The sequence below is a fragment of the Pseudomonas sp. ERMR1:02 genome (genome assembly GCF_002277815.1).
Taxonomy (GTDB): Bacteria; Pseudomonadota; Gammaproteobacteria; order Pseudomonadales; family Pseudomonadaceae; genus Aquipseudomonas.
Window position 1 is genome coordinate 53568 of record NZ_NKJI01000024.1, and the last position, 22284, is coordinate 75851.

Below are 22284 nucleotides of genomic sequence, written 5' to 3' on the forward strand. Positions count from 1 at the left end.
AGATATTATTCAGCCTACCAGTAATCTCCTGGCAGCTTGCTGTCTCCTACCGAAACTTTTACCGTCTGACTTGCAAACGCAAACTCCATTAATCTCTCATTAGCTTTATCATTGACAAAACAACCAAGGAATGGTTATGAACAACAGGCACATGGCAATCACATGCTTACTAACCGGGTCGTTATTTTTATCGGTAAACATTTCTGCGACAGATCTCGGCAAGGGACTGATCAATGGAACTGACTCGGTATATTTAAATAACCAAAACAACGAGTACAACCAATGGAACGGCATCGGGCAAATTTATTGGGGAGACGATCCACAATGCACCGCCAGCTTGCTGGACACTCGAGACAAAAATAATAATGCTGTGGGCCCTGGTTATTTACTGACCGCGGCAGAGTGTGCAATAGGGGTGAGATTCGCCCCTCACATACTCCAGCCACAACCCGTACCAGAGACGGTTAGATTCAATCTCTTCAATGACACACCGGACGGCTATAAAAATTATAAAATCCGTAAAACAACCTGGACAAATTACGAACGTATCAATCTCGCGATCCTGGAGCTGGAGTCTCCTCTTGCCACATTACTGGAAGATGGGATAACACCGATCAAAATGGCACCGCAAGTGCAAAAGGCACCCAGCGACGTGCTGGTTTTCGGTACTGGAAATAAACATCAGGAAGCGGGACTGCGCGTAAAAGCGTGTCTTCAGGAACCTACGGGGCACCTTTGATCGAAGGGGACCGCATCTACCTGAACACCCTGAAAAACCAATGCAAGGAAGAGAATTTTTACTCCGCAGGGGCTCCCGTACTTGACCGCAAGAGCGGAAACATTCTCAGTGTGCTGACGAAAAATACATATGGATCGACTATCGATAAACAATGCTTCGACGATGCCCCGTGCGAAGTAAAAAATGGTCAGCCCGAATGGTCACCAGAGACTCAATATGGCGCCCCCGTCGATTCATTGGGGAGCTGCTTCAGCGAAGGTGTCTTCACTACCTCCTCAAACTCGTGCACATTTGAGAGCACTTTCAAAGTGACGGGTTTGGACAATCGCTCGCGATACAAAGTTGTATCCCCAACCGCGGAAAAAACAAATTTACGCGCTTACTTTTCCTTGAGCACTCCTTATTATCGATTCAAAACCGTACGCGACCCCATGCAATGCAGCCTGCCCAATGGTTACAGCAATAGCAGCAGCGCAACCGACGCAGTTATTAGAGCGCCAGTAGCCCAGGAACCAGGCATGCATTTTGTTTGCATTGCAGGTATTGAATCTGAAGCACAAACGCTCACCACCGAGCGACTGAAAAGCACTTTGATCCTTCCAGCTCAACTTGTAAAAAGCATACCAGTCAGAGTTCCACTGGAGCCAAACTATGTCTATTTCCCCGACAAAACCTATGGCCTGCAATTCGAACAGGAACTGCCATTCAATGTTGGAATTTATTACTATAAAAGCCCAATCAAGGATTTAGACTGCGGCACCATAGACAAAAAAGATTATTCTTTTACAAATGTGAGCATTACGTTTAAAGCCGAAGAATTCCCGTTCACGCTATGCAGCAAAAACATGGACCTGAGTTATCGCATTTCCGCAGAGGTTCGTACTGATTACTTCAAGCCGGATGGCCGACTGACTCCGAATATACGTTAATAGCAAACTCCGTCAGTCTGATCGGGACTGACGGAGCTTTTTCCATTCTGATCAGGCGACCGACGCAAGCGCTGGCACACCACTGTGAAAGCGAAACTCCACATCCGGCGACTCAATCAACTCCTGTTCTGCAGCACGAACCTTATCGATTATCTGAGCAATGTCCTTGGCATCCCCATACTGATAAGCCAGTTTCAGATAGCCCTGGAAATGCCGAGCCTCGCTTTTCAGCAGGCCGAAGTAGAACTTGCCCAGTTCTTCGTCCAGATGCGGCACCAGTGCCTCGAAACGCTCGCAACTGCGGGCCTCGATGAACGCGCCGACCACCAGTGTATCCACCAGCTTCACCGGTTCGTGACTGCGCACCACTTTGCGCAGCCCCGAAGCGTAACGCCCGGCGGACAACTGGCGCAGCTCGATCTTGCGCTTTTTCATCAGGCGCATGACTTGTTCGTGGTGCACCAGCTCTTCCCGGGCCAGTCGCGACATCATGTTGATCAGGTCGACGTGGGAGTGATATTTGGCAATCAGGCTCAGCGCGGTGCTGGCCGCCTTGAATTCGCAATTCTTGTGGTCGACCAGCAGGGTTTCCTGATCGGCGAGCGCGGCCTGGATCCAGCCGTCAGGGGTGCGACAGCCAAGGAATTCGTGAATTTCGGGAAGGATCATGGGGCCCACGGGATAAAAGGTCTAAAACGAAGGGCGCCGATTATACCGGCCTGCCGACAGACCACCAGTCGCCGGGCGTTGATATGTATCAACACACCGGTCGACGGGCAGCAACTATAGTTGTGCAACGCCGTGCTTTTTTCATTTTCAGGAGATCCCGCTCATGCAAGCCATACGCAGCATCTTGGTGGTCATCGAACCCGAACACTCGGAAAGCCTGGCGCTCAAACGGGCAAAGTTAATTGCCGGCGTGACCCAGGCGCATCTGCATCTGCTGGTGTGTGACCCCAGGCATGATCACAGCGCCATGCTGAGCGTGCTCAAGGCCGCTTTGCTCGAGGACGGTTACAGCGTCACCACCGAGCAGGCATGGAATCAGAGCCTGCATGAAACCATCGTCGATGTGCAGCAGGCGGAAGGCTGTGGTCTGGTGGTCAAGCAGCATTTTCCCGACAGTGCGCTGAAAAAGGCGCTGTTGACCCCCGCGGACTGGAAGTTGCTGCGCCACTGCCCGACCCCGGTGCTGCTGGTAAAAACCGCCGGCTCGTGGAAGGACAAGGTGATTCTGGCGGCCGTCGACGTCGGCAACGCAGATCCTGAACACCGCCACCTGCACAACTCCATCATCGACTCCGGCTATGACATCGCCAGCTTGGCCAAGGCTCACCTGCATGTAATCAGCGCCCATCCTTCTCCAATGTTGTCTTCACCCGATCCCACGCTGCAGCTCAGCGAAACCATTGAGGCGCGCTATCGCGAACAGTGCAAAGCGTTCCAGGCGGAATTCGACATCGACGATAAACACCTGCACATCGCGGAAGGTCCGGCGGATGTACTGATTCCGTTCATGGTGCACAAACTGCAGGCGGCAGTGACGGTGATCGGCACGGTGGCGCGTAGCGGGTTGTCGGGGACGTTGATTGGCAATACGGCGGAAGTGGTGCTTGATGAGGTGGAAAGTGATGTGTTGGTGCTCAAGCCTCAGGAGGTTGAGGATCATCTGGAGGAGATTGCCGGCAAGCATTGAGATTTACGGCGCCAGTTCTATCGCCTTCGCTGGCAAGCCAGGTCCTACAGGGGTACGCGTTCATGTAGGAGCCGGCTTGCTGGCGAAGCTTTTCAGCCGCCAAACGCATCCTTGAGGAAACCGGGCGCGATATACCGGTGGTAATGCGCCTCGGAGAGCAGGAAAAACTCCCGATCGATGGCATCGCGCAATTCAGGCAGGTTCCACTCGCGGAACTCCGGCAGCAGCACCATCCCGTAGGCTTCCAGGTTATTGATGACCCGCGCCCCCCGGGCGATCAACTGGTATGCCCAGCAATAGGCCGACTGATGCGGCACAAAACGGATCTTTCGTTGCTCCAGCTGGGTTTTCAGCAGCGACGCATCGAAAATTTCGACCTTGGCCGCCATCACTTGGGACAACAGCTGCTCAAGACGCAGCCATACCGCACGTTTTTCTTCTTCGTTGTAGCCGTTCCAGTGAATCACTTCATGGTGGAAACGCTTGCAGCCACGGCACACCAGGTCACCGTAGACAGTGGAGCAAAGGCCGACGCACGGCGTCTTGATGGTCTGATTGGGCATAGGTAGGCAGAACACGAAAAAGCAAAACAGGCCGGCATGTTAGCCCTTTGTCTGAGATTCATCACCCCTCAAAGTGCAGGGGCGCAGGGCCTGGCGGGCTTTGGTGACGACCGCCACCAAAGTCCAATAGGTCCTGACTTACCTTTAATTTTTTTTTGCCGTAGAATCAGCCTGCCTTTTTAGGCGCCAATGTCCGTTAGAAGCTGTTTTCAAAGCGTCACGAGCACAGTCGTTCCTTCAGAGCGGTGTTGGCGATGGGTTTTTCCAGCGGGGAAAAGCCTAACGCCAACCCTCATCAGCTCCCGTTCTGCAGGCGTAAAACTTTGAAAGCAGCTTCTGTAAGGAATTGTCGGTAATTCTGGCTAAGTGGCCCACAACGCCCTGCAGCGCATGAGTACGGCAATTTCGGGATGAGCGTCCCGGACACCCATTTGGGACCACTGATGAGGGTAATAACTGTGCTTGAAGCCTACCGCAAACATATCGAAGAGCGCGCAGCACTGGGTATCGTTCCCCAGCCGCTTAACGCCGAACAAACTGCAGGCCTGGTCGAGCTGCTGAAAAATCCCCCGGCTGGCGAAGAAGCTTTCCTCGTTGACCTGATCACCAATCGCATTCCACCAGGCGTGGACGAAGCTGCCTATGTCAAGGCCGGTTTCCTGTCTGCCTTGGCCAAGGGCGAAGTCTCCTCCCCTCTGCTGGACAAGAAGCGCGCTGTTGAACTGCTCGGCACCATGCAGGGCGGCTACAACATCGTGACCCTGGTTGACCTGCTGGACGACGCCGAGCTGGCGCCAGTCGCTGCCGCGCAACTCAAGCACACCCTGTTGATGTTCGACGCCTTCCACGACGTGGCCGAAAAAGCCAAGAACGGTAACGTTCACGCTCAAGGCGTGCTGCAATCCTGGGCTGATGGCGAGTGGTTCAAGAACCGCCCGACTCTGGCCGACAAGATCAGCCTGCGCGTGTTCAAGGTGACTGGCGAGACCAACACCGACGACCTGTCCCCTGCTCCTGATGCCTGGTCCCGCCCGGACATCCCGCTGCACGCCCTGGCCATGCTGAAAATGGCTCGCGACGGCATCGTGCCAGACGCACAAGGCGTCACTGGCCCAATGAAGCAGATCGAAGAAATGCGCAACGCCGGCTTCCCGATCGCCTACGTAGGCGACGTGGTCGGTACCGGTTCTTCGCGTAAATCGGCCACCAACTCGGTACTGTGGTTCTTCGGCGACGACGTTCCTTACGTGCCGAACAAGCGTGCCGGCGGTTTCTGCTTCGGCAGCAAGATCGCTCCGATCTTCTACAACACCATGGAAGATGCTGGCGCACTGCCTATCGAATTCGACGTTTCCAACATGCACATGGGCGACGTGATCGACCTGTACCCGCATGCTGGCAAAGTCTGCAAGCACGGCACCGACGAAGTCCTGACCACCTTCGAAATGAAGACCCCGGTTCTGTTGGACGAAGTACGTGCCGGCGGCCGTATTCCGCTGATCATCGGCCGTGGCCTGACCGAGAAGGCTCGCGCCGAGCTGGGTCTGCCACCGTTCGACCTGTTCAAGAAGCCGGAAGCACCGGCCGAAAGCACCAAGGGTTTCACCCTGGCGCAGAAAATGGTCGGCAAGGCGTGTGGCGTAGTGGGTGTGCGTCCTGGCACCTACTGCGAACCGAAAATGACCACCGTGGGTTCTCAGGACACCACCGGTCCTATGACCCGTGACGAGCTGAAAGACCTGGCGTGCCTGGGCTTCTCGGCCGATCTGGTCATGCAGTCGTTCTGCCACACCGCGGCTTATCCGAAGCCGATCGACGTCACCACCCACCACACCCTGCCTGACTTCATCATAACCCGCGGCGGCGTTTCCCTGCGTCCGGGCGACGGCATCATCCACTCGTGGTTGAACCGTATGCTGCTGCCAGACACTGTCGGTACCGGTGGTGACTCGCACACCCGTTTCCCGATGGGCATTTCGTTCCCTGCCGGTTCCGGTCTGGTCGCGTTCGCCGCAGCCACTGGCGTTATGCCGCTGGACATGCCGGAATCGATCCTGGTGCGCTTCAAAGGCAAAATGCAACCGGGCGTCACCCTGCGTGACCTGGTTCATGCCATTCCTTACTTCGCGATTCAGTCGGGCCTGTTGACCGTCGAGAAGAAAGGCAAGAAAAACGCTTTCTCCGGCCGCATCCTGGAGATCGAAGGCCTGGACAACCTGAGCATCGAACAGGCTTTCGAGCTGTCCGACGCCTCGGCCGAACGTTCGGCTGCCGGTTGCACCATCAAGCTGTCGAAAGAGTCGATCACCGAGTACCTGCAATCGAACATCACCTTGCTGCGCTGGATGATTGGCGAAGGCTACGGCGATGTACGTACTCTGGAACGTCGCGCTCAAGCGATGGAAGCCTGGATCGCCAACCCTGAGTTGATGGTTGCCGATGCCGACGCGGAATACGCCGAAGTCATCGAAATCGACCTGGCCGACATCAAGGAGCCAGTACTCTGCGCGCCGAACGATCCGGACGACGCCCGTCTGCTGTCCAGCGTTGCTGGCGAGAAGATCGACGAAGTGTTCATCGGTTCCTGCATGACCAACATTGGTCACTTCCGCGCCGCCGGTAAACTGCTGGAACAGGTCAAGGGTCAGCTGCCTACCCGTCTGTGGCTGTCGCCGCCGACCAAGATGGACGCTCACCAGTTGACCGAAGAAGGCTACTACGGCATCTACGGCAAGGCTGGCGCGCGCATGGAAATGCCAGGCTGCTCGCTGTGCATGGGTAACCAGGCACGTGTAGAGCCGAATTCGACTGTTGTGTCGACTTCGACCCGTAACTTCCCGAACCGTCTGGGTGACGGCGCAAACGTCTACCTGGCTTCGGCCGAGCTGGCGTCCGTGGCTTCCATCCTGGGTCGCCTGCCGACCGTCGAGGAGTACATGGAATACGCTGGCAAGATCGACAGCATGGCGGCCGATGTCTACCGCTACCTGTCCTTCGACCAGATCGCCGAGTTCCGTGAAGCTGCAGCGAACGCCAACATTCCGGTCGTTCAAGCCTAACGTTACACAGCAATGAAAAACGCCGCCCATCGTCAGATGAGCGGCGTTTTTTTATACCTGTACATTGATCAAATGTGGGAGCGGCGGTGCCGCTCCCACAGGTCATGCGTTCAATTCGAGCGCCTGCTGCACCGCACCGTCCACACTCAACCCACTCAGAATCACGCCTGTGGCCTGCACTTCGGGGAGCTCCGATAGCGCGCTTAGCACTTTCTCCTTAAGACGAGCCAGAATCAGCCGCTTGCCTTCGAGATGCACACGCACAAAAAACTCCTGCATCGCCTCAATGCTGGTGCCATCCAGATCAGGCGACTCTTCCAGACTGATAATCACCGTATGAATCGGCGCTTGTGAATGCCGAATCAAGTGCAAGGCTGCGCCGAGAATCCGCTCGACGTTGGCAAAGAACAACGCTTCGCCCGGACGGACAATCAGCACGCCCGGTTCCGTTTTCGCCGTTGGATGTCGTTGCAGGTCGACAAAATCGTGGCTGTCATCAATGCGGCCGAGAATCTGGATATCCGCTGCCGACATTTGCCTGAGCATCAACAACACACTGATTGCCACCGCCACCAGCAAACCGTCGAGTACACCCAACACCAATACCGCCCCCACGGCGCAAATCACCAACAGTCGGTCACGATGCCAGATGAAATAGCGCCCCAGCGGTTGCAGGCTCAAGCCACGACCCAGTGCGTGGATGACGATGGCGGCGAGGATCGGCTCCGGCGTCAGGGCGATAAAAGGCAGCACTGTCAAGACGATGAGCAACACCACCAGCGCCGCCACGCCACCGGCCAGGCGCGAGGTCGCGCCTGCGGCCTCATTGGCTGATGTCGCCGAATACCCTGCTCCCACGGGCATGCCGTGGAACAGGCCGGACAGCAGATTGGAAGCACCGAGCGCCAGCAGGTCCCGGTTTGACGTGATGCGATCACCGTGTTTAAGCGCGTAGGAACTGATGGAACCGTAGGACTCCGCGTACAGGATCATCACCATGGCAAACGCCAGTTCACCCAGACGCAACCAGTCAGCGAACGGCAGCACCGGAAACCTTGGCACGTCCAGGCTGAGGTCGATCACCCCGATCAACTTCACCCCATACGCCGGCAGGTTCAGCCAATGGCCAGCGGCGATGCCAATCACCACCACCAGCAAACCGCCGGGAAGGCGTCGAAACCTTGCAAACAGCCGTAACAACACCAAAGCCACGGCGGCAACACCGACTGCGACCCAATTCCATTGCGGCAGTTGTTCGAGCAGTTGCGGCAGAAACCGTACCAGGTTGGCATCGTTCAGATGCACACCAACCACACTGGCGATCTGCTTGAAAATGATGGTCAGCGCCAGGCCGAAGGCAAAACCGCGCAACACGGGTTTGGCGATGAACGACGTCACGCTGCCGAATTTGAACAGACCGGCCAGCAAAAACAATACACCGGTCATCAGCACCAGTCCGATCGCCAGGGTCGAGCGCAATTGCGGGTCGCCATTGGCCAGAGTCGCGGTCGCGGCAGCCAGGACGGCGGCTGACGATGAGGTCGCCGACACAATGGCAAAGCGGCTGGTGCCGAATAGGCCATAGCACAACAATCCGGCGAACAGGGCGATGACTCCGGCCTGGGGGGCGAGTGCCGCAATGCTCGAGTAAGCGACCGCTTCGGGCAACAGCAGACCGGCAATCGACAACCCGGCCAGCAGGTCCTGCCATCGATTGGGTTGCTCGGAGGGGTTTTGAGGCGAGGCGCTAGACAATCCGCTGTCTCCAGGCGAAAAAAAGCCGCTGCACGTATAACGCGCAACGGCCACTGTAGCTGTCATTCCGGCACGACGCGAGCCGCGCCGAACGATCACGCACTCAGCGAATAGATCAACGCCGAAATCGCCACCAGACCTACCGCCACCACAAACACGTTCGACGCCTGGCCGCGATAGCGCGCCATGGCCGGCACCTTGCGGATGGCGTACATCGGCATCAAGAACAGGATCGAAGCAATCACCGGGCCGCCCAGGGTTTCGATCATGCCGAGGATGCTCGGGTTCAGGGTGGCGACGATCCAGCACACCACCAGCATGAAAGCGGCGGTCATACGGTCAAGGGTCTTCGCCGACGGACGTTTGCCACTTTTGACGATCAAACCCTTGAGGCCTTCGCTGGCGCCGATGTAGTGCCCCAGGAACGACTTGGAAATGGCCACGAACGCAATCAACGGCGCCGCGAAGGCGATGGTCGGGTTGCTGAAGTGGTTGGCCAGGTACGACAGGATCGACAGGTTCTGCGCTTTGGCTTCGGCCAGTTGCGCCGGCGTCAAGGTCAGTACGCAGCTGAAGACGAAGAACAGCACCATCACCACCATCAATGCGTGCGCGCGGGACAGGATCTGCGAGCTGCGCTGTTCGGCGTGATCGCCGTAACGACGCTTCTGGTCCACCGCAAACGCCGAGATGATCGGCGAGTGGTTGAACGAGAACACCATCACCGGAATCGCCAGCCACAGGGTATGCAGCAACGCCGACGGCTCAGGCAGCGTGCTGGCCGTGGTCAGGATGCCGCCGTTCCAATGGGGAATCAGGAACACCGCAAGGAACAGCAACGCAACGATAAACGGGTAAACCATCAGGCTCATGGCCTTGATGATCATCTGTTCGCCGCAGCGCACAACCGCCAGCAGGCCGAGGATCAGCACCAGCGACAGCACCGCGCGCGGTGGCGGCGTGATGTGCAGTTGATGTTCGAGGAAGCTGCCCACGGTGTTGGTCAGGGCGACGCTGTAGATCAGCAGGATCGGGAAGATCGCGAAAAAGTACAACAACGTGATCAACGCGCCAGCCTTGATGCCGAAATGCTCTTCTACGACTTCAGTGATATCAGCACCTTCACGGCCGGACAACACGAAACGGGTCAGGCCACGGTGTGCGTAGAAGGTCATCGGGAACGCCAGCAACGCCAGGACCAACAGCGGCCAGAAGCCGCCCAGGCCTGCGTTGATCGGTAAAAACAGGGTGCCCGCACCAATCGCCGTGCCAAACAGGCCCAGCATCCAGGTGGTGTCTTGGCGATTCCAGCTCGAAAGGGTCGCTGGTGTCGCTGCTACATAGCGTTCGTTGACGCTATTGGCCTGATCATTCATCCGGTGGGATCTCCACATTCCGGTCACTTGCCACCCGGCCAGAACGCGTCGGAGTACCCGACAGGCAGCGCCCTGGCCGAAACAAGCGCGCGATTCTCCGGGATTAATGAGCAGAAGCAAAGACTTAGGTGAGGAACGGTGGTGCCAGATTGAAACCCTGTAGGAGCGAGCTTGCTCGCGAAAAACCCCAGGACACCGCGCTTACCCAGGCAGCCCGCGCCAATATTGACGCCCATCGCGAGCAAGCTCGCTCCTACAGGGAGTTGTGCAATGTCTACCACCACCCGACGACCCGCACTTGATAAAGGTCATTCATAATGTATTTTTAATGATCCCACTCTCGATCTGGAGTCATCCCATGCCACTAGTTCGCGTCGAAATCAAAAAGCAACAGGACCCCACCTACGCCAAACGCATCGGCCAACTGATCTACGCCGCCATGCACAGCACCATTGGCGTGCCCAAAGACGATAACTTCCAGATCCTCGCCGAACACGATGAGCATCACTTCGTCTTTGATCCGCAATACCTGGGCATCCAGCGCACCGACAACCTGGTGGTGATCCAGATCACCCTGAGCGAAGGTCGCACCGTCGAGCAGAAGAAACTTCTCTACAAGACCATCGCCGAAAGCCTGAACAAAGAACTATCGGTGCGCCTGGAGGATGTTTTCATTAATCTGGTGGAAGTGAAGAAAGAAAACTGGTCGTTCGGCAACGGCATCGCCCAGTACGCCCTCTGATTTTCAATTTTGATACCTGCGAGCCGCCAATGCCTCGAGTTTCCCGCAAGCAAGCCGACCTCAACCGAGAAATCATCGTCGACGCCGCTACACGGCTGTTCCGCGAACGCGGCCTGCATGGGATCAGTGTGGTCGATGTGATGGCCGCTGCCGGCCTGACCCATGGCGGTTTCTATGGTCACTTCGAGTCCAAGGAGGCCTTGGCCAAAGAGGCCAGCGAAAGGGTATTCAAAGAGGTGGGCGCGCGCTGGCGGGAGCGTATCACCACGACCGGCGATAACGCCGCTGCGCGTCGGGCACTGATCGAACCGTACCTGTCCGCTCACAGCCGCGACAACCCCGGTGATAGCTGCCCGGTGGTGGCTTTCGCTGGCGACATGTGCCATGAGAGCGCCGAGAGCGGCTTGCGCGAGCCGTTCATGGAAGGCCTGAACCGGCTGCTCGACTCGTTTGGCAAGCTGATGGATTCAGACGATCCCGTCGAAAATCGGCAGCAGGCACTGGTGCAGTATTCGCTGATGGTCGGCGCCCTGACGTTGGCCCGCGCCACCCGGGGTGATGCCCTGTCGGATGAAATCCTCGATGCAGCGCAGCGCTTTCTGACAGCAGAACAGCCCGAGCCCCCCTCCCCGGCCTGAATATTTAGTGCCATCAGAAAAAGATCGCAGGCTTCGCCAGCTCCTACAATGATGGGCATGGCTCCAAGTGATGTTTGCCAAAACGTCCCGGAGCCAGCAATCTCAAGCGACGTTCGAGCCCTATTTCGCTGCCCACAGGAGCCCAGCATGCCCGCAACCGTTCTGGTACTGGTTGAAACCATCAATGATTACCTGCCCATTCTCGAACATCAGGGCTTTCACCTGATTCTGGCCCCGACCCCCACCGAGCGCGCCGCAGCCATCGCCCGCCACGGCGGCCAGATCGACGCTGTCCTGACCCGCGGCCCACTGGGCCTGTATGCCGATGAAATTGCCGCCCTGCCTAAGCTGAAGATCATCTGCGTGATCGGCGCTGGCTATGAAATGGTCGACCTGCAATCGGCCGCCAACCGGGGCATCACTGTCACCAATGGTGCTGGAGTCAATGCCTCGTCCGTCGCCGACCACGCCATGGCCCTTCTACTGTCCCTGGTGCGTGATGTGCCTCGCTGCGACGCCGCCGTACGCCGGGGCGAGTGGCCAAAAATCATGCGTCCGTCCCTCGCCGGCAAACACCTGGGCATTCTCGGCCTTGGCGCCGTCGGTATGGCGATTGCCAAACGCGCCGCGAACGGCTTCGACATGAGCGTGTGTTATCACAATCGCCAACATCGCAGCGACGTGCCCTACGACTACTGCTCGACCCCGACCGAGCTGGCGCGCGCCTCGGATTTTCTGATCGTCGCTACCCCCGGCGGCCTGGGCACCAAACACCTGATCAACCGCCAGGTACTCGAGGCCCTCGGCCCCAAGGGCTTCCTCGTTAACATTGCCCGGGCCAGCGTAGTGGCCACCGCCGACCTGATCACCGCGCTTGAGCAACGGCGCATCGCCGGTGCCGCGCTGGATGTATTCGATGCCGAGCCCCACGTTCCGGACGCACTCAAGGGCCTGACCAACGTCATCCTGACTCCGCATGTCGCCGGATTGTCGCCCGAAGCGACTCAGGGCACCGTCGAACTGGTGGGCCGCAACCTCGTGGCGTTCTTTACAGGCCAACCGGTATTAACCCCGATCGAGTTGCCGAACAGCAGCATCAACGCCGTTGTGTAGGGCAATTCAAACAGGCGTATCAAATACAATGATTGCCCGGCAACACGCTCACCTATAAGGGTCGTTCGTGGTTGTGGGTGCCGGGAGCGCGGATTAGATTAGCCAATAGTTTCAGGCCTCCAAAATAAGCAGAAGGGATAAGCATGGCGCTTACTGACCAGTCCACCCGTATCCGCTCCGGCGAAGAACTCGATGCCAGCCTGATCGATCCATACCTCAAGGCACACATTCCGGGCCTCAGTGGCAAGCCTGCGATCAGCCAGTTTCCGGGGGGCGCTTCCAACCTCACGTATTTGCTGGAATACCCGGAACAGGAATTCGTCCTGCGTCGGCCGCCGTTTGGCCACAAGGCCAAGTCCGCCCATGACATGGGTCGTGAATTCCGTATCCTCAATCAACTGCGCGACGGCTTTGCGTATTGCCCGAAAGCCTACGTGCACTGCACTGACGAATCGGTAATCGGTGCCGAGTTCTATGTGATGGAGCGGGTCAAGGGCATCATCCTGCGCTCCGATCTGCCACCGGAACTGGGGCTCGATTCAGCGAAAACCGAAGCCCTGTGCAAGAGCTTCATCGACAAATTCGTCGAACTGCATCAGGTCGACTACAACGCCTGTGGCCTGGGTGACCTCGGCAAGCCCGAAGGTTACGTGGCGCGGCAGATCAAAGGCTGGAGCGATCGCTACGAGAAGGCCCTGACCCCGGACGCACCGCAGTGGGAAGTGGTGAAAGCGTGGCTCAATGACAAGATGCCAGCAGATCACCCGACCTCCAGCATCGTGCATAACGACTACCGCTTCGACAACGTGATCCTCGACCCGAACAACCCGATGCAGATCATCGGCGTGCTCGACTGGGAACTGACCACCCTCGGCGACCCGTTGATGGACCTGGGCAACACCCTCGCCTACTGGATCGAGGCCAGTGACCCGGCGCCGGTGCAAATGATGCGCCGCCAGCCGAGCCATGCACCGGGCATGCTGACCCGCCGCGAATTCGTCGATTACTACGCCCGGCGTTCCGGTATCGAGATCGACAATTTCGATTTCTACTACACCTACGGCCTGTTTCGCCTGGCCGGTATCGTGCAGCAGATCTACTACCGCTTCTACCATGGCCAGACCCAGGACAAACGCTTCGCGCAGTTCATTCACATGAACAAACTGCTGGAGCAAATGAGCTTACAGGTCATCCAGAAATCCAGCCTCTGATCCTGGAGATCCACTGTAGGAGCGAGCCTGCTCGCGATGGTCGTAAACGATAGCGCGCGCTCACTGGCCAAACGCAGCAAGCCCGACCCACCGAACAGCACTAGCCGGCCTTTCACTCAATAACAAGACTTCATTACAAGAGAATCCCATGTCCAAGACTCAGTTGTTCGACCTCGACGGCAAGATCGCTTTCGTTTCCGGCGCCAGCCGCGGCATCGGTGAAGCCATCGCCAAACTGCTGGCGCAGCAAGGCGCCCATGTGATCGTTTCGAGCCGCAAACTCGACGGCTGCCAGCACGTGGCCGACGCGATCGTCGCCGCCGGCGGCAAAGCCACTGCCGTCGCTTGCCATATTGGTGAAATGGAACAGATCAGCCAGGTTTTCGCCGGCATCAAGGAACAGTTCGGGCGCCTGGACATCCTGGTCAACAACGCGGCGACCAACCCACAGTTCTGCAACGTGCTGGACACCGACCTCAGCGCGTTCCAGAAGACCGTCGACGTCAATATCCGGGGCTATTTCTTCATGTCCGTGGAAGCCGGCAAGCTGATGCGCGAGAACGGTGGCGGCAGCATCATCAACGTCGCTTCGATCAACGGCGTCTCGCCGGGCGTGTTCCAGGGCATCTATTCGGTAACCAAGGCCGCCGTGATCAACATGACCAAAGTGTTCGCCAAGGAATGCGCACAGTTCGGCATCCGCTGCAACGCCCTGTTGCCGGGCTTGACCGACACCAAGTTCGCTTCGGCACTGGTAAAGAACGAGGCAATCCTCAACACCGCATTGGCGCAGATCCCGCTCAAGCGTGTGGCGGACCCAAGCGAAATGGCCGGTGCTGTGCTGTATCTGGCCAGCGATGCATCAAGCTACACCACGGGCGTTTCGCTGAACGTGGATGGCGGTTTCCTGTCCTGATCCATGCTCACCGATTGTGCCCATGACGTGCCTGTAGGAGCTAGCTTGCTCGCGATGGACTGAAAAACTGCGCGTTATTCCAGTAAGCGCGCGTTTTCGTTCACGACCATCGCGAGCAAGCTCGCTCCTACTGGGTGATGCACCTTGTCGTGGTGGTTTCTCGCGTCACCTGCCCTTCGGCCCGCATATCGCCCATCACTTGGGTGTTATCCGAGGTTTGACAGGTACGCTCAGGGGGTGGAGGCGGTGCGGCCGGAGGCGGAGGCGGCGGACTGGCACAGCCACCGAGAATCACCGCACAGAGAGCAAGCGGTGTGAAAACGCGTTTCCCAAGACTTTTCATAGGATGACCCGCATTAACGATTGACAAGCTTGTGACAACAAAACACTGCCAAAAAGTTCACGGGCGAATATCAGACAGGCTGCTTTTATGGGTCTTCAGGTCCGGTCGGTAGTCAAAACCGACAAAAACTACAACACGGAATCTGAGCGATGCAGGGTGTTGCTCTCCAGTTCGTAACGCAGCTCTTCAATGAGTACCGCGACCGATTCAGGGGATTGTAACGTTGCCACGTTTAAACCGCTGACTACCAGATCAACTTGCCCGGACGCTGGATGGTAAAGCTTGATGGTCAAGGAATGATCTCCTGTGACATTGCACTCACAGGCCAGCGGCGAAAAAGTACGCTCAAGCTGCGTCCGCAATTGCGCCAGATAAATCATTGCGACAGACCCTTACAGCAAGGTACTGCGGTGGTGATGCGTTGGAGGTGCATGGCTTTTCCTTCATCGACTTCAAAGGGCGGGCGAACAATTCGCACAGTCGCAGCCTAAGCCTTGCCACCTGACTCCAAAACATGAATTTGCACCACTATAATTAGTGCATTTGCACCCTAGCGCTGATGCCTGGATTGCCTTGCACTGGAGAACAAACCGCGCTCGCGCGCCCAGACAATCGCCTCGCTACGGCTGTGCACATCGAGCTTGGAATATACCGTCGCCACGTGATTTCGCACCGTGTTCGGCGCCAGTTTCAGGCGTGCGGCGATTTCCTTGTCGGCCAGACCTTCGCAAATCAAACCCAGTACATCACGCTCCCGCGCCGTCAAATCGGTAAAGGACACGCTGGGTAACCGGAGTGAGTTGACGCTTTTCACATTGGCGAGTTTTTCGATCAGCGTACGGCTGAACCACGAGGCGTCTTTCATCACCTCTTCAATGGCCGCCACCAACTCAATCTCGGTGCGTTTGCGCTCGGTGATGTCCATCAACACCAACAGGTAGCAGGGATTATCCTGAATATTCACGGTGTCCGCCGACACGGCGCAATCAATCAGTCCCGCATCTTTCTTGCGCACCCGAACATCAATGCGATCCAGGCTTGCAGATTTCTCCAGTGCTGCGAAAAGTCGCGTCCGTGCGCCTTTGTCATCAATGAAGCCGATCTGCGCGATGCTTTCGCCCAGGACTTCTTCGCTGGGATAGCCCAGGGTATCGAGGAACGCTTCATTGACGTCCAGCACCACCAGATCACCCGCGCCGCATATCAGAATCGGCACCGGCGACAGACGAAACGCCTTGGCAAAGCGCTCTTCGCTCTGGCGCAGGGCGGTTTCGGCCTTGTGCCGGGGCTCCATGTCGACGAAGGAAAACAACATGCAGGGCTCGTCGTTGAGTTCCAGGGGTTGGCCGGCGACGATCACTTGCTTGCTGCCGCCGTCGGGCAATTCCAGTTCGGCCTGCATTTGCGGGATGGTTGCCCCCTCGCGCAGGCGCTGTTTTGCCAGGTCTTTGTTTTCGGCGCCTTCGAGTACGTCCAACTCATAGGTCGAACAACCAATCACCTGTTCACGCACGTACCCGGTCATTTCCAGAAAACCGGAGTTGACTTTGATGTAGCGCAAATCACTGAGTCGGCAAATCACCGCGGGGGCCGGGTTGGCGTTGAAGGTCTTTTCGAAGCGTTGCTCGGCGCTGGCCCAGTCGGTGACATCGTCCATGATCAGCACCAATGATTCCGGTTCACCTTGGCTGTCGGTCACCACCAGGCTGCGTACCCGATGGACCCAGCTATGCTCTTCGTCATGGGCCGGGGTCAGCTCGACCAGTACATCGCTGAAGGTCTCGCCGCGAGCGACACGATTGATCGGGTAGTTGGCAAACGGGACCGGGTGATTGTTGCGATAACGCAAGACAAAGCGCCGCGCGTACTCCTTCGCATCAGCTCCCAGTTCCTGGACTTGCTCGACGCCGTGCATGGCCAGCGCGGCGTCATTGGCCCAGACAATCGTCCGGTCCAGCTCCAGCAGAATCACCCCATCGGACAGGCCGGTGATGATCTGCTGCAACTGACGGCGAGTGGTTTCGGTGGTCAGGACGTCCTGGCTCATTGGATCTCCACGGGGTGACGGCATTTTGAAGATGTCGACCGCGGGCGTATGAGATCGTGCGACAAACACGCCCCCTGTAGGAGCGAGCCTGCTCGCGATGGTCGTCAACGATGACGCTGGATGCCTGAGACCCCGCGTCGGTCTCAGGTTCATCGCGAGCAGGCTCGCTCCTACAGTGGGGGGGGCAATCTTTATGCAGCCAATTCCCCCCCGGCAATCGCCGCCGAAGCCGCCAGCATCGCCCGCAACAACACCGCACACCCCGCAGCCAGATCATCCGGCGCGGCGTTTTCGATCTCGTTGTGGCTGATGCCGCCTTCGCATGGCACGAAGATCATCCCGGCGGGACCGAGTTCAGCGAGGAAGATTGCGTCGTGCCCCGCGCCGCTGACGATGTCCATGTGCGACAGGCTCAGGCTTTGGGCGGCACCGCGTACCGCTTCGACGCAGCCCTTGTCGAAGTACAGCGGCGGGAAGTCGGCGGTGGGTGTCAGCTCGTAGGTCAGGCCGTGCTCCTCACAGGTGGTTTCGATGACTTCGCGGACTTCGGCGATCATCGAGTCCAGCCGTGCCGGCTCAAGATGCCGGAAGTCCAGGGTCATGCGCACCTCGCCGGGGATGACGTTACGTGAACCCGGATAGGCTTGCAGGCAACCGACGGTGCCGCAGGCGTGGGGTTGATGGCCGAGAGCTGCGCGATTGACCGCGCCGACGATAACCGCAGCGCCGACCAGCGCATCCTTGCGCAGATGCATCGGGGTCGGACCGGCATGGGCTTCGACGCCGCGCAGTTTCAGGTCGAACCATTTCTGCCCGAGGGCGCCCATTACGACACCGATGGTTTTGCGTTCGTCTTCGAGTATCGGGCCCTGTTCGATGTGCGCTTCGAAGTAAGCACCGACGGCGTGACCGCTGACTTTTCGTGGGCCAGCGTAGCCGATGGCATTCAGCGCCTCACCGACCGTCACGCCTTGCGCATCGACCTTGGCAAGGGTTTCTTCAAGGGTGAATTTCTCGGCGAACACGCCAGAACCCATCATGCACGGGGCAAAGCGCGAGCCTTCTTCGTTGGTCCACACCACCACTTCCAGCGGCGCTTCGGTTTCCACGCCCAGGTCATTGAGGGTGCGCAGCACTTCGACGCCCGCCAGCACGCCGAAGCAACCGTCAAACTTGCCGCCGGTGGGTTGGGTGTCGATGTGGCTGCCGGTCATCACCGGTGGCAGGTTCGGATTGCGTCCGGGACGGCGGGCGAAGATGTTGCCCACAGCGTCGATGCTGACGGTGCAGCCTGCTTCCTCGCACCACTTCACAAACGTATCGCGGGCCTGGCGATCAAGGTCGGTCAGGGCCAGGCGACAGACGCCGCCCTTGACCGTGGCGCCGAGTTTGGCCAGTTCCATGAGCGACTGCCACAGGCGATCGCGATTGATGTGCTGATGGTTGGACTGCAGAACGTCTACGGCAGCGTTCATGATGATCTCCTCAGGCTGTGTTGTTCTGATAGTTCCCACGCTCTGCGTGGGAATTCATCCATGGACGCTCTGCGTCCTGGCTTGGGACGCTCTGCGTCCCGGGCTGCATTCCCACGCAGAGCGTGGGAACGATCATTACAGGGGTGACTTGGCAACCACGGGGTTAGGCCGCATCGCGCACAACCCGTAATAAATCAACCCACCAAGGGCCGAGCCGGTAAACCAGCCATAGCTGTAGAACCAGCTGAACGCATCGCTACCCAGCGACATCAATGTCAGCACCACCGGCACACCGAATGCGAGAAATCCGTTCCAGTTCCACGCCGGATACACGTCATCGCGATAGAGCCCGGCAAGGTCCAGTTGCTGTTTCTTGATCAGGAAATAATCCACCACCATGATCCCGGCAATCGGCCCCAGCAGGCTGGAATAGCCCAGCAACCAGTTGGAATAGACGGTTTCCAGGCTCACATCCGAGACGATCAGGCCAAGCTTCTTCAGCAGTTCATGCCCCATCAACAACAGGCCGACAAACCCGGTGAGCATCACCGCTTTGGTGCGGTTGATCACCTTGGGTGCGATGTTCTGGAAGTCGTTGGTCGGCGACACAATGTTGGCCGCGGTGTTGGTGGACAGCGTGGCGATGATGATCAGCGCCATGGCCAGCGCGACCCAGACCGGGCTCTGGATATGGCCGATCAGCGTCACCGGATCGGAAACCGTCACGCCCACCAGCTTCACCGAGGCGGCGGTCATGACCACGCCCAGCGAGGCGAACAGGAACATGGTCAGCGGCAGGCCGATGATCTGCCCGACGATCTGATCCTTCTGGCTTTTCGCGTAGCGGCTGAAGTCCGGGATGTTCAGCGACAGCGTGGCCCAGAACCCGACCATCGCGGTCAGCCCGGCGGCAAAGTAACTGACCACGCTGACCCCTTCAGGACGCTTGGCCGGAATCGCCAGCAATTCAGTCATCGACACGTTCGGCATCGCCCAAACCAACAGCCCCACGCCCACGGCCACCAGCAACGGCGCGGACAGGGTCTCCAGCCATTTGATCGACTCGGCACCGCGAATCACCACCCACAGGTTCAGTACCCAGAACATCATGAAACCCAGGACTTCACCGGTACCACCCAGGGACTTCCAGCCATCGAAAATCGAACCCAGAAACAGGTGAATGGCCAGGCCGCCGAACATCGTCTGGATGCCGAACCAGCCGCACGCCACCAGCGCGCGGATCAGGCAGGGGATGTTGGAACCGAGGATGCCGAACGACGAGCGCAGCAACACCGGGAACGGAATGCCGTACTTGGTGCCGGGAAAGGCGTTCAGGGTCAGGGGAATCAACACGATGATGTTGGCAAACAGGATCGCCAGCAGCGCTTCGCCAACGCTCAGGCCGAAATAGGCCGTCAGTACGCCGCCAAGGGTATAGGTCGGCACGCAGATCGACATACCGACCCACAAAGCGGTGATGTGCCATTGGTTCCAGGTTCGTTCGCGCACCTTGGTCGGTGCCATGTCGTGGTTGTAACGGGGACTGTCGAGGACGTCTCTGCCGGCTTCCAGCTCAAACAAGCCGTCGCGCTCCGTCACTTGCGATCTGATCTGTTGCATGGCCGCTCCACTGTTTTTTTGATTATTTTTGCTCATCAGGGGCTGGCGGCATCAATAAGCGTGCCGGGCACCCCGTCTGCGCATCGGGCAGTTCCATAAAACTTTTTAAGTAACTGATGTTTATCAGCTTTATTTTTACAACTATTGAATCCTCCGGTTTCTTGTGATGCCACTCAGGCCGAATGCCAGGCAAGTTGTCCGTACAGTCAGGACTCAATCTGGTGCGTTGATCTTTTTTTCAAAGTTGCGCATCAACCATAGACCACTCTCAAACAGCTGATTTCACATAGGAAATCTTGACCATATTTCGATCCTGTCAAGTGCGTCAAAATGGTGAGAGGCCTCACCATTTTGGTGATTTTAGATTTAAACCGTTATTTATCAGTTGGTTAAAACAGTCATAAGCTTATAAAAAATATTCTTGCTGATTCCCATAACAGCAGCTAGCGTTTATTCCTGACAACGTTGACAGGAATACACCTGTTTTCGATGGCTTCATATAAAACATTTAGAACCGGCATCAGTCGGTCATGCCTGCGAGGAATCCGGAATGTCTCTGTTGATCCGTGGCGCCACCGTTGTTACCCATGATGAAAGTTATCGCGCCGATGTGTATTGCGCAGACGGCGTGATCAAGGCCATCGGCGAAAACCTCGACGTACCCGCAGGTGCGGAGATACTCGACGGCAGCGGCCAATACCTGATGCCCGGAGGTATCGACCCGCACACCCATATGCAACTGCCCTTCATGGGCACCGTGGCCAGCGAGGACTTTTTCAGCGGCACGGCGGCAGGTCTCGCCGGCGGCACTACTTCGATCATCGACTTCGTGATTCCCAATCCTCAGCAGTCCTTGATGGAAGCCTTCCATCAGTGGCGCGGCTGGGCCGAGAAATCGGCGTCCGATTACGGCTTTCATGTCGCTATAACCTGGTGGAGCGAACAGGTTCGCGAGGAAATGACTGAGCTGGTGATCCATCACGGGGTTAACAGCTTCAAGCATTTCATGGCTTACAAAAACGCGATCATGGCGGCGGATGACACGCTGGTGGCGAGTTTCGAGCACTGTCTGGAATTGGGCGCGGTGCCCACCGTGCACGCGGAAAACGGCGAGCTGGTCTATCACCTGCAACGCAAGCTGATGGCTCAGGGCATGACCGGACCAGAGGCGCATCCGCTGTCGCGTCCTTCCCAGGTGGAAGGCGAAGCCGCGAGCCGGGCCATCCGCATCGCCGAAACCCTGGGCACGCCGCTGTACCTGGTGCACGTTTCGACCAAGGAGGCCCTCGACGAAATCACCTATGCCCGCGCCAAGGGCCAGCCGGTCTACGGCGAAGTGCTGGCCGGGCATTTGCTGCTGGATGACAGCGTCTATCAACACCCGGACTGGCAGACCGCCGCCGGTTACGTGATGAGCCCGCCGTTCCGCCCGCGTGGCCATCAGGAAGCGCTCTGGCATGGCCTGCAAGCGGGCAACCTGCACACCACCGCCACCGATCACTGCTGCTTCTGCGCCGAGCAGAAAGCCGCCGGCAAGGACGACTTCAGCAAGATCCCCAATGGCACGGCTGGTATCGAAGACCGCATGGCCGTGCTCTGGGATGAAGGGGTGAATACCGGGCGGTTTTCGATGCAGCAATTCGTCGCCCTCACCTCCACCAACACCGCAAAAATCTTCAACCTTTACCCACGCAAAGGCGCGATCCGCGTGGGCGCCGATGCCGATCTGGTGCTGTGGGACCCGCAAGGTACACGAACGATTTCGGCCAAGACCCATCACCAGCAGGTCGACTTCAACATCTTCGAAGGCAAGACCGTGCGCGGCGTGCCCAGCCACACCATCAGCCAGGGCCGGGTGGTCTGGGCCGATGGCGACTTGCGCGCCGAGCGTGGTGCCGGGCGGTATATCGAACGGCCGGCATATCCGGCGGTGTTTGATTTGCTGAGCAAGCGGGCTGAGTTGAATCAGCCGGTTGCTGTGAAACGCTGATCTTGCACCCATGATCGTTCCCACGCTCTGCGTGGGAATGCAGCCCGGGACGCTCTGCGTCCCATTGGAACG

18 protein-coding genes are annotated in these 22284 nt (G+C 58.0%); 10 read left to right on the forward strand and 8 right to left on the reverse strand.

The features are described from left to right. Positions 1-136 precede the first annotated feature (136 nt). Positions 137-739 (forward strand): hypothetical protein, encoded by a 603-nt coding sequence (locus CES87_RS28265; RefSeq protein WP_128608690.1) that lies wholly within the window; start codon positions 137-139, stop codon positions 737-739. Then, a complete protein-coding gene (locus CES87_RS28270) occupies positions 736-1668 on the forward strand; it encodes a hypothetical protein (protein WP_128608691.1) in 933 nt (310 codons plus the stop codon). Before CES87_RS28265 ends, CES87_RS28270 begins: the two co-directional genes overlap by 4 nt. A 51-nt stretch (positions 1669-1719) precedes the next feature. Here CES87_RS28270 and CES87_RS28275 read toward each other — a convergent pair whose 3' ends face one another. Continuing rightward, the gene (locus tag CES87_RS28275) at positions 1720-2337 is read right to left on the reverse strand and encodes a tRNA-(ms[2]io[6]A)-hydroxylase (protein ID WP_128608692.1); all 618 of its coding nucleotides are present in this window, start codon (positions 2335-2337) and stop codon (positions 1720-1722) included. A gap of 163 nt (positions 2338-2500) precedes the next feature. On the opposite strand from CES87_RS28275, the gene CES87_RS28280 reads away from it, so the two are divergent. Continuing rightward, positions 2501-3364, forward strand: coding sequence for a universal stress protein (locus CES87_RS28280; RefSeq protein ID WP_128608693.1), 864 nt, complete (start codon positions 2501-2503; stop codon positions 3362-3364). Between the two features lie 92 nt (positions 3365-3456). Here CES87_RS28280 and CES87_RS28285 read toward each other — a convergent pair whose 3' ends face one another. After that, positions 3457-3927: a DUF1289 domain-containing protein gene (locus CES87_RS28285; protein ID WP_128608694.1), complete on the reverse strand. Its 471-nt coding sequence runs from the start codon at positions 3925-3927 to the stop codon at positions 3457-3459. Between the two features lie 458 nt (positions 3928-4385). Between CES87_RS28285 and acnB the strand changes: the two genes are divergently transcribed. Continuing rightward, positions 4386-6986 carry a bifunctional aconitate hydratase 2/2-methylisocitrate dehydratase gene (gene acnB / locus CES87_RS28290; protein ID WP_128608717.1) on the forward strand — a complete coding sequence of 867 codons (2601 nt, stop codon included), beginning with the start codon at positions 4386-4388 and terminating at the stop codon, positions 6984-6986. A gap of 102 nt (positions 6987-7088) precedes the next feature. Here acnB and CES87_RS28295 read toward each other — a convergent pair whose 3' ends face one another. Together CES87_RS28295 and CES87_RS28300 are read right to left on the reverse strand one after the other, a co-directional pair. Further along, complete coding sequence (locus CES87_RS28295) at positions 7089-8741, reverse strand: SulP family inorganic anion transporter (protein ID WP_128608695.1); 1653 nt, start codon at positions 8739-8741, stop codon at positions 7089-7091. A gap of 95 nt (positions 8742-8836) precedes the next feature. Beyond that, entirely contained in the window at positions 8837-10117 is a 1281-nt protein-coding gene (locus CES87_RS28300; protein ID WP_128608696.1) for a serine/threonine transporter, read from the reverse strand. 358 nt (positions 10118-10475) lie between these two features. Here CES87_RS28300 and CES87_RS28310 point away from each other — a divergent pair, with 358 nt between their 5' ends. From CES87_RS28310 to CES87_RS28330, 5 genes are all read left to right on the forward strand, one after another. Then, the gene (locus CES87_RS28310) at positions 10476-10859 is read left to right on the forward strand and encodes a tautomerase family protein (protein ID WP_128608698.1); all 384 of its coding nucleotides are present in this window, start codon (positions 10476-10478) and stop codon (positions 10857-10859) included. Between the two features lie 29 nt (positions 10860-10888). After that, on the forward strand, positions 10889-11497 hold the full coding sequence (locus tag CES87_RS28315) for a TetR/AcrR family transcriptional regulator (RefSeq protein WP_128608699.1): 609 nt from the start codon (positions 10889-10891) through the stop codon (positions 11495-11497). Positions 11498-11644: 147 nt separating this feature from the next. Then, entirely contained in the window at positions 11645-12610 is a 966-nt protein-coding gene (locus tag CES87_RS28320; RefSeq protein WP_128608700.1) for a 2-hydroxyacid dehydrogenase, read from the forward strand. A 143-nt stretch (positions 12611-12753) separates the two neighbouring features. Next, positions 12754-13821 carry a phosphotransferase family protein gene (locus tag CES87_RS28325; RefSeq protein ID WP_128608701.1) on the forward strand — a complete coding sequence of 356 codons (1068 nt, stop codon included), beginning with the start codon at positions 12754-12756 and terminating at the stop codon, positions 13819-13821. Between the two features lie 148 nt (positions 13822-13969). Next, entirely contained in the window at positions 13970-14737 is a 768-nt protein-coding gene (locus CES87_RS28330; RefSeq protein WP_128608702.1) for an SDR family oxidoreductase, read from the forward strand. 471 nt (positions 14738-15208) lie between these two features. Here the strand turns inward: CES87_RS28330 and CES87_RS28335 are convergent, their stop codons facing one another. The 4 genes from CES87_RS28335 to CES87_RS28360 form a co-directional block, all read right to left on the reverse strand. Then, positions 15209-15460, reverse strand: a complete 252-nt coding sequence (locus tag CES87_RS28335; RefSeq protein ID WP_128608703.1) for a DUF1652 domain-containing protein — start codon at positions 15458-15460, stop codon at positions 15209-15211. Between the two features lie 170 nt (positions 15461-15630). After that, entirely contained in the window at positions 15631-17127 is a 1497-nt protein-coding gene (locus tag CES87_RS28340; protein WP_128608704.1) for a helix-turn-helix transcriptional regulator, read from the reverse strand. Positions 17128-17318: 191 nt separating this feature from the next. Continuing rightward, a complete protein-coding gene (locus CES87_RS28350; protein ID WP_128608705.1) occupies positions 17319-18602 on the reverse strand; it encodes a Zn-dependent hydrolase in 1284 nt (427 codons plus the stop codon). Positions 18603-18737: 135 nt separating this feature from the next. Then, positions 18738-20222: an NCS1 family nucleobase:cation symporter-1 gene (locus CES87_RS28360; protein WP_128608707.1), complete on the reverse strand. Its 1485-nt coding sequence runs from the start codon at positions 20220-20222 to the stop codon at positions 18738-18740. Between the two features lie 550 nt (positions 20223-20772). On the opposite strand from CES87_RS28360, the gene hydA reads away from it, so the two are divergent. Continuing rightward, a complete protein-coding gene (gene hydA, locus CES87_RS28365) occupies positions 20773-22212 on the forward strand; it encodes a dihydropyrimidinase (protein ID WP_128608708.1) in 1440 nt (479 codons plus the stop codon). Positions 22213-22284 lie beyond the last annotated feature (72 nt).

Excerpts from the sequence above, each read along its gene's own strand:
- CES87_RS28265 (WP_128608690.1), top strand. The coding sequence starts at position 137 with ATGAACAACAGGCACATGGCAATCACATGCTTACTAACCGGGTCGTTA.
- CES87_RS28275 (WP_128608692.1), bottom strand. The coding sequence starts at position 2,337 with ATGATCCTTCCCGAAATTCACGAATTCCTTGGCTGTCGCACCCCTGAC.
- CES87_RS28280 (WP_128608693.1), top strand. The coding sequence starts at position 2,501 with ATGCAAGCCATACGCAGCATCTTGGTGGTCATCGAACCCGAACACTCG.
- CES87_RS28285 (WP_128608694.1), bottom strand. The coding sequence starts at position 3,927 with ATGCCCAATCAGACCATCAAGACGCCGTGCGTCGGCCTTTGCTCCACT.
- CES87_RS28300 (WP_128608696.1), bottom strand. The coding sequence starts at position 10,117 with ATGAATGATCAGGCCAATAGCGTCAACGAACGCTATGTAGCAGCGACA.
- CES87_RS28310 (WP_128608698.1), top strand. The coding sequence starts at position 10,476 with ATGCCACTAGTTCGCGTCGAAATCAAAAAGCAACAGGACCCCACCTAC.
- CES87_RS28315 (WP_128608699.1), top strand. The coding sequence starts at position 10,889 with ATGCCTCGAGTTTCCCGCAAGCAAGCCGACCTCAACCGAGAAATCATC.
- CES87_RS28320 (WP_128608700.1), top strand. The coding sequence starts at position 11,645 with ATGCCCGCAACCGTTCTGGTACTGGTTGAAACCATCAATGATTACCTG.
- CES87_RS28325 (WP_128608701.1), top strand. The coding sequence starts at position 12,754 with ATGGCGCTTACTGACCAGTCCACCCGTATCCGCTCCGGCGAAGAACTC.
- CES87_RS28330 (WP_128608702.1), top strand. The coding sequence starts at position 13,970 with ATGTCCAAGACTCAGTTGTTCGACCTCGACGGCAAGATCGCTTTCGTT.
- CES87_RS28335 (WP_128608703.1), bottom strand. The coding sequence starts at position 15,460 with ATGATTTATCTGGCGCAATTGCGGACGCAGCTTGAGCGTACTTTTTCG.
- CES87_RS28340 (WP_128608704.1), bottom strand. The coding sequence starts at position 17,127 with ATGAGCCAGGACGTCCTGACCACCGAAACCACTCGCCGTCAGTTGCAG.
- CES87_RS28350 (WP_128608705.1), bottom strand. The coding sequence starts at position 18,602 with ATGAACGCTGCCGTAGACGTTCTGCAGTCCAACCATCAGCACATCAAT.
- CES87_RS28360 (WP_128608707.1), bottom strand. The coding sequence starts at position 20,222 with ATGCAACAGATCAGATCGCAAGTGACGGAGCGCGACGGCTTGTTTGAG.
- hydA (WP_128608708.1), top strand. The coding sequence starts at position 20,773 with ATGTCTCTGTTGATCCGTGGCGCCACCGTTGTTACCCATGATGAAAGT.